This window comes from Escherichia sp. WS1152 (assembly GCF_046487665.1).
Lineage (GTDB): Bacteria > Pseudomonadota > Gammaproteobacteria > Enterobacterales > Enterobacteriaceae > Escherichia > Escherichia coli.
This window is the reverse complement of sequence record NZ_JBJQJA010000056.1, coordinates 1-945: the sequence shown is the minus strand read 5'-3', so window position 1 is coordinate 945 and position 945 is coordinate 1. Positions and strand designations below refer to the sequence as shown.

Annotated in this window: 1 protein-coding gene; it reads right to left on the bottom strand. The window is 49.1% G+C overall.

The genetic code is table 11. From position 1 onward, the window contains the following. Window positions 1–945, bottom strand: a 945-nt coding sequence (locus ACJHW7_RS25260; protein ID WP_024175818.1) for a lyase family protein, incomplete at its 5' end; no start/stop codon positions are given.

Below are 945 nucleotides of genomic sequence, written 5' to 3'. Positions count from 1 at the left end.
TTATTGTTCGAACTTCGGAGCAATCAGATTATCCAGATTGAATGTCTTCTCCCATTCTTCCTGTGTGAGTAGCTTACGTTCGACAACCACTATCTGATGGAGGGATTTGCCTGTATGGTATGCTTCGTGCGCCATTTCAGAACACACCTTATATCCCAGATGTGGCTTCAGGAGAGTCACAATACCGCAGGAATGCATTACCATCTCTGCAGTTCGATCGGAATTAGCTGTAATGCCATCAATGCATTTAGTTCGGAGTGTGTTACAGGCATTCGTCATCACCTTGAGTGAGGTGAACAGCGCAAAGGTGATGACCGGCTCCATAACGTTAAGCTCAAGCTGACCAGCAGATGCCGCCAGCATCACTGTGGTGTCCAGCCCCTGAACCAGGAAGCAAGACTGGTTTGTTACTTCCGGGATAACGGGGTTAACCTTACCAGGCATAATGGAAGAACCCGGTTGCAATTGAGGCAGGTTAATTTCAGCCAGGCCGCAACGGGGGCCTGAAGCAAGCAGTCGAATGTCATTACAAACCTTGGTAAGCTTCACAGAGAGGCTCTTCATGGCCGAACTGAGTGCAACATATGCACCACAGTCGCTTGTGGCAGCGATGAGATCTTCACTGTTCCTGAAATTAATGCCTGTGATCTGGGCCAGATATTTCACGGCTAAAGCGGGATAATCCGGGTGAGCGGTAACACAGGTACCAATCGCAGTAGCACCAAGGTTTACAACCCGCAGGTGTTCCTGTGCATTACGGATGACCCGAATTTCATCATTAATTGTAAAACCCCAGCCATGGAACTCCTGGCCGAGAGTCATTGGCACTGCATCCTGCAGGTGAGTACGTCCCATCTTGAGCACTGTGCTGAACTCGTCAGCCTTTTTGTAGAATGCTCCTACGAGGTGTTCAACAGCTTCAAGCAATACATTGCTTCGCAGCAG